The sequence below is a fragment of the Subsaximicrobium wynnwilliamsii genome, assembly GCF_007997225.1.
In the GTDB taxonomy this organism is placed as follows: Bacteria; Bacteroidota; Bacteroidia; order Flavobacteriales; family Flavobacteriaceae; genus Psychroserpens; species Psychroserpens wynnwilliamsii.
Genome location: NZ_VORM01000052.1, coordinates 1 through 7,032, shown reverse-complemented (window position 1 = coordinate 7,032; position 7,032 = coordinate 1). Strand labels below are relative to the sequence as shown.

6 protein-coding genes are annotated in these 7,032 nt (G+C 33.6%); all 6 read right to left on the bottom strand.

What is annotated here, in order from left to right; all coding sequences use genetic code 11:
• Positions 1 to 371: 371 nt before the first annotated feature.
• Positions 372 to 1,031 carry a hypothetical protein gene (locus tag ESY88_RS20010; protein ID WP_147088490.1) on the bottom strand — a complete coding sequence of 220 codons (660 nt, stop codon included), beginning with the start codon at positions 1,029 to 1,031 and terminating at the stop codon, positions 372 to 374.
• Positions 1,032 to 1,207: 176 nt separating this feature from the next.
• On the bottom strand, positions 1,208 to 3,769 hold the full coding sequence (locus ESY88_RS20005; protein ID WP_223270913.1) for a hypothetical protein: 2,562 nt from the start codon (positions 3,767 to 3,769) through the stop codon (positions 1,208 to 1,210).
• An 82-nt stretch (positions 3,770 to 3,851) separates the two neighbouring features.
• Entirely contained in the window at positions 3,852 to 4,658 is an 807-nt protein-coding gene (locus tag ESY88_RS20000; RefSeq protein WP_147088488.1) for a GLPGLI family protein, read from the bottom strand.
• A 64-nt stretch (positions 4,659 to 4,722) separates the two neighbouring features.
• On the bottom strand, positions 4,723 to 4,926 hold the full coding sequence (locus ESY88_RS19995; protein ID WP_147088487.1) for a hypothetical protein: 204 nt from the start codon (positions 4,924 to 4,926) through the stop codon (positions 4,723 to 4,725).
• 786 nt (positions 4,927 to 5,712) lie between these two features.
• Positions 5,713 to 6,171 (bottom strand): hypothetical protein, encoded by a 459-nt coding sequence (locus ESY88_RS19990; protein WP_147088486.1) that lies wholly within the window; start codon positions 6,169 to 6,171, stop codon positions 5,713 to 5,715.
• Positions 6,172 to 6,842: 671 nt separating this feature from the next.
• A partial coding sequence (locus ESY88_RS21585; protein WP_223270912.1) for a hypothetical protein occupies positions 6,843 to 7,032 on the bottom strand: 190 nt, incomplete at its 5' end.

The following is a 7,032-nucleotide window of genomic DNA, read 5'->3' as shown; positions in this document are numbered from 1 at the left end:
TGTTGGGGCGAATTACGCCAATGGAGAAATGGAACGCGGATAAGCACCTGATTATAATGAAAAAATTAACCGCTTAATCAATAACCGAAATTTAAAAGATTACTCTTGTTTTATAGGGGTCAAAACAGGCTCTACTATGCCTTAACTTTAAAATTAAACGATGAAAACCAGCTATTGAAAATTTAAACCACTAAAAAGCACTCATGGCGTTAGAAAATAATTGAGCTTCATACCTTCTGACCTTGTCAATAACAGCGCAAACTCCAGCCATCCTTCTTTAAATTCATCGTTTTACCCATAGACGGCAAATCAACCGGATTCGTCAACACAGTATTCAGCTCTGGCCTATCGGCGAGCCGAATACTTAGTTATTAGGCACAGTTTTTATATTTCAATATTAATTTCTCAAAATTACTTTTTTCAATTTCTAAATGTCCGTAAATTCCATATTGTTTCATAAAATTCCATTTTGCTTTTCGATCAATTTTTAAAGGCAATATTTTTTCACTTAATGGATTGATTTGTTTTCCAGTTATTTTAAAAAAATCAATTCCATAAATTTCAAATTTTAGAGAAGGAAAATTCCTGTTTAATTTGTATTCAGTATCCCAAATATAAAGAACTTCGTTTTCATTCAGTTTAATAATGTACATATCATTTTCGTCCTCATATTCTGGAGCAATTGCAATTTTTGTACTTTCAATCTGGCAAGTTTCAACAGTTCCTTTTTCAATTAATGAATTGAGTAGGTTTAAAAATTCTTTATGCTGTTTTTTCGCTTTATAAATTTCGTAAGGAGTAAATACAATAAAAGCAAATGAAAAAACGGCAAGTGTTCCCAAAATTAGAGTCCAGAAACTGTCAGGAATTATTGATGTGATATAAATTAAACAAACACCTAATAATCCAGCAATTAAAAAATGATAAAACTTTATTTTTCCTCTTTCGTTTTTTTCCGTTTTAGTTTTTAGGTATCTCAAAATACGAAGTTCATTTGAATTTAAATTTCGTGGCTTATATTTAATATTCATAGTAGTATTTTGGAGTTCGTCATTAATTGTGCCTAACGTCTAGTATAAGCGCAGTAGCGGGATTTGCGTACGAACCTTTCGGTTAATATCTGACCTTAAATTTATAAAATTACTTTTGGTTTAATCACTCCTCCGCTATTGCGTTTATGCTTTGTTGGTAGCCGTTTTTTCTTCCGTCACAACGAAAATCTAACCTTAAATAAAAACTGCCGTGGTCGTAATCTGAAATTAGTTTCTACGTAGCTGAATTCATTTATATTGATTGTCCTGTAATTCTTGGTGTTAAAAAGATTACTGGCCTGCAATTCAAAGTCAATGTTTTTCTCTTTCCAAGTATAACGGTAAACAAGGTCTGCAAAAAAGTTTTCAGTATTTTCTGAGAACAAATTATTCTTTATGTACTCGGTTTTTATTGTAAAGTACTGATTTTCATTTGGATAAAAGTTCAGGTTGAGCAGGTGATTTTGACGGGTTATGGTGGTGTTGGATTGCTCTTGAATTCGGTTATTTGAGAAGGCCCATTTTGCCTGATATTCTGTGTTGAACCAGTCGGTAATATCGGTCTCTATTTTTCCCCCAATGCCAAAATTTTGGGTTTCAATATCCGAGGTTTCTTCATTTAAAATTTGTTGAAAGTCTTGTAGACCAAAATTGGCATTCAACGCTACATTGGTATTGAGCTTGCTAAAGTATTTGCTCAATCTTGTAGACAGGTTTTGGCTGGTCCTGTCGTTATCTTGTTCTATGGCTTGAAGTTCTGTCACTCCGTTTTCCATAATCTGTGTTTGGTAAAGCAAGTTGTTCTCGCTTTGGGTTCGAGTATATAAAATGTTCCAAAAAAAAGATTTTAAAGGGTTTCGATAAGATATACCTGCTGTTAGTGTTTGATTGAATGTTTGCGGTAAAGCCGTGTTAATGCGCTGAATATTTCTATAATTCCGAAGGATGTAAGCGTAGTGCAATTGATTGATAGTTCCAAATTGATTGCTGACACTTGCCGAAGTATTGAACTTCCAAAAGGCATTGGCATCATAAATAATTGATAATCTAGGCTCAAAAGTCAAACGGCTCAATTCTTCGCTTTCCTGTAAAGGTTCGTCTTCTATTTGATACCTGTGAAAATTTACTGGCGTTGTCAATTCAACACGCCATTTTTCCTTTTTATATTGTGTTTTCAGGTCAAAATAGAGTTTTGTCCGTCTCCAGTCTAAATCATTGTGGAACGCATTGAGCAACATCTTATTAACAGAAGTGGATATCTGACTTTCAAGATTTTGGTTCTCAAACTGAAAACCCACGTTGGGCGAAAAGCTGAATTGTTTCCAGCCCTTTGTAAAACCCAATGAGTTGTTGGTATAAAAAGACCGTAAATCAACTTCTTGAAAAACCTCTCCGTAAGGATTGCCATTGTTCAATAAATCTTCAAACTGTCCTGGATTTACTTTAAGCGTTTGGGGAGTCTGGTTCAATCGGATGTATGAGTTGAGTGACGCCAATTGCTTTCCCAAGAAAAAAATGGTTTTAAATTTGTTGGAAAATTTAAAATAACGATTGCTCAAATTTTGAGATAAAGGGGTGCCATTGATTTGTATATTTCCTATTTGCCCATCCCAAAACCCTTGAAATTGCAAGCTGTTTTTCAGGTAGTTTTCTTTTGTATTTTTTTGAATGGTCAAGTTGGTTTCTAACGAATTAAGGTAGAGTTGATTGTACTTGTTCTCCATAAGTGAAATGGTGTCTGTCGGCGTGTAGAACGAGGTGTTTGTAAAGCCATTTTGTTGCTGGTAATCGTTAAGGTAAGAAACATTCAACCTAACTTCATAATCCCTTTTTAGTTTATGCAGATAGTTACCCGTGAGCAAATGGATGTTGTTGTCCAGCCAGCGTTTTTCTGAAAAATTTGGTGTGCTTAGTTTCTGTATGCCCAGCCAATCTTGTTTTCCTGTATTGTTCTCAAACTGTTCCAATAAATCTTCAAAAGTGAGAGTTTTCAGTTGCGAGGCAGCATCATTTCCCGTATTATTGGTCTGATAGGAAACAAGCATCTGCTGTTTTTTGGTAAATAAAAGTGGGGTAATATTAGCATCCCAAAGTAATGGTGTTAAACCCGAACCCAATTCTGCTTGCCCCGTTAATGTATATTCATTTTTTAATTTTATGTTCAGCGCAGCTTTGTCTGAATAGACCAAACTATCCAAAATACGTATGGGTTGATGGTTTTCCAGTATCTGTACCTTGGATACTGCTCTATGAGGCAGGTTTTCATTAGCAAGGTTGTATTTGCCCTCCAATAAATCCAATCCTTCAATATAATATTTGTTGATAGGCTTGCCTTGGTACAATATCTTACCATCACTCAAAACCTCGATGCCCGGCATTCTTTTAAGGACATCGGCTATGGTGCGGTCTTGTTCCTGAACAAATGAATTAACCGAATAATTAAGGGTGTCGCCTCTGCGAATAATGGGATTAGATTTTAAAACAACTTCTTTTAATTCGGTTACCGCTTCCTCTAAAATAAAGTCTAAGATTTGGGATTTGTTGTCAATAATTCGGACAACACTTTTATAACCCATTGATTTTACATTTAGTTTTAACTTTTCAGATTTATTATTCAAGATAATCGAAAAATTGCCTTCGTTGTCAGATATGTCATAATTTAAAATATTATCAGCATCTTCTAAATTGGTAATTGTTATACTGGCTCCAGAAATGGATTGTTTTTTTTCCGATTTCAAATTACCAACAATTTTTGATTGTGAAAAACTATAACTACATAGTAGCAGTAGAATTTTTAAAAAAAAATACCGCATTGATATATTAGTTTTTTAATTCAATTGGGTTATTCCTTTTTTTTAGTTTTTGTTTTACCTCTTCTTTGTATTCGTCATTTATTGTAAAACCTGATTGGGCAATTCTTTCTACTATATTTTTCTTGTAGTCTTTTAGCCTGTCAAAATAAATTGATTTGGTCGTAATGAAAAGATTTCTTCTAGGTTTCAAGCTTGAATAAGATAGGTTTTTATCAGATTTTGCTATTAATTCAAAAACATAATGATTCTTTAAATCTGAAATCTTAATAATTAGACCCGGAAGTCCGCTAAATTTATATGGTCCATCAGATATTGGAATTTCATTTGAAAACCAAGCTTCATAATTTCTACCAGCATAATAAGCAGTAGCTTTTTGACATTTCAGGCCATTTATTGATAAAGTTTCAGATGTTATTTCCCATTTAATATTGTTATTGGATTCTTTATACTGAAAATTATCGGTATAGATTTTATCATAGACAGTTATACTGTCTTCAGATTTTTCTTTTAATATTTTAAAATGAAATTGGGTTTTTGGAAATCTTGAAATATCCAGCATATTAATTTCTTGAGCAGGCTTGTTTTCTATGGCAAGAAGTAATGAGTCTTTGATATAACCATTTTTGCTTTGAAATATTGAAAGATCTTCATTAGTTAAAAGAAACATATCTTCACTTTGTTTAGTATGGACATCTGTTGAGTCTGGTTGGTATGTCAGCTTATAAGTGAATTTATGCTGTATAGAATACTTTTTTTGAGCATTTGCAATTATTGAAGCCAAAAATATAAGAGTGAAAATGAATTTTTGAACCATATTAAATAAGTTTTTAGTGTTAAATAAACCTGCCTGTAATTACAAGCAGGTTATTGATAATTAATTAAGGACAAAGAGCTTCGTCCGCTGCTATAGCATTTTCAAGAATTTCTGTAGTTGTGTCTCCACAAGACCAGCCCTCTATTCCACAAGAAAGTGTTGTAGGAACACAAGTACGTTCTAATGCTACAGCTTCTTCGGTGCTATCACTTGCAAAACTAGACGCAGCACCCAAAACAAAAGCTAATGTTAAAAATAAATTTTTCATCGTAAAAAAATTTAGAAGTTAATTGCTGAATTCTAAAAGTTTTAGGTCATTGTAATTCAGCACGCAGACTATCTGCTTTAGACCTATTTGATTTTCTAATCATTTTCCACTTTTTCAAGTACAAGATACTTATTTTTTTGAATTCCGAAAGATGGATAATATTAAAATGCTCTTCTTTAGTGTCTTAAATGGCTACCAACGCTCTTGAGTATGATTAGTTGCGCGTCTCAAGCAGTAAATTTAGCAAATAAAAACGAACTTGGGCATCCACGAGGATTTTCGGAAGAAGAATAGGCCAAGCAATTAATTATACGCGATGTTGTGAAAAGTGGCCTGGAATTATGGTGTTTTGTTGTTGCTTTCCCTCAGATAGTGCGATTGAGTGAGTTCCGCCGTTCCCAAAAGCCGCGAACTTTGTGATTCCGCCCGAGTGTGAAATTCCGTATGAGTGAGCAATTCCGCAATACGATTTTACTCAGAGTGGATTTGAACAATTCAAGATTCCGCAAACTTTTCTGATTTTGTAATTCCGTTTTTCATTTATGGGACTGGTTTGGAAATCGAAAAAAATTCCGCGACCGTAAAAAGGAATGCTTTTTTGAATTCCGATTGTTTGGTTCTGAGTGAATTCCGCCATTTTTTACAACGTTGTTGTGTATGGACCGTTGCGTGTCTCACACACGAACCATTAAAGATACAAAACTACGCTGGAAAATTCCCAAGAATTTTCCAGATGAGCACAGACCCAGCAATGGTTTATACACGGTGTTGTGTGTAGTGTTTGTTCTATTTTATTTTCCATTTTTTCAATATAGAATCAACCGTTTTTTCTTCTTTTCCGAACATTTTATCATTAAGTACAGAATTTTCAAAAATAAAAAATTCTTCCCCGTTTTTAAATTGTGTTATTCTTGCCGATAATAATTCGTTATGTTTTAATAAACTAACTGTTTCTAACTGTAAGTAGTCCCCAATTTCAGTTGTCGGATTAACATAATAATTAATTTCAAAACTTAATTCATTTTTCCATAACCAATAGCTCTTTGTAAAATGAATTTCTTTATTTCTTAAATATGGTTTACTCTTATTAACTTTTTTATTATTCCAATAATGACAATATCCTCTGTTTTCTAAAAATCCGTAAGTTGTATCATTTCTATCTAAAGGAACATAAGGAACATAAAGTCCTCTAAATGGACTTTTCAGAATAGTACTATCCAATTTCCAATCTTTAGTTAATGGCAATAAACCATATTCAATCCGTTTGTCATTTAATTCGGTATCATATTTTGCTGATACATAATTACTAAATGGGATTGCAATAGCAGAATAAATTAGGATTATTCCTAAAATCAGAAAGCTTATATTTCGAATTTTGTTTTTCAGCGAGATTTTTTTTTACATTACACACAACGCTCTTGAGTATGATTAGTTGCGCGTCTCAAGCAGTAAATTTAGCAAATAAAAACGAACTAGCGAATCCACGAGGATTTTCGGAAGAAGAACAGGCCAAGCAATTAATTATACGCGATGTTGTGAAAAGTGGCCTGGAATTATTGTGTTTTGTTGTTGCTTTCCCTGAGATAGTGCGATTGAGTGAGTTCCGCCGTTCCCAAAATCCGCGAACTTTGTGATTCCGTTCGAGTGGAAAATTCCGTGTGAGTGAGTAATTTCGCAACACGATTTTATTCAGAGTGGATTTGATCAATTCAAGATTCCGCAAACTTTTCTGATTTTGTAATTCCGTTTTTCATTTATCGGACTGAATTAGAAATCCGAAATAAAAATTCCGCGACCGTGAAAGGAATAGTTTTTTGAATTCCGATTGTCTAGTTCTGAGTGAATTCCGCCATTTTTTACAACGTTTATGTATATGAGCTGTGGCGTGTTTTAGCACGAACCTTTCCATATATAAACTAACTTTGGGAAATCCATAGATTTTCCAAATGAGCACAGACCAAGCCATAGCTTATATACGGTGTTGAACGAATCCTCCCTACCGGTCGGAAGCCCGCCTGAACCGTTCCGATTGGATGTTCTTGCTGTAAATGTAATAGATTTATTAATTTGTAGCTAAATTTTAAATCCAATACCATGTTTAAAAAA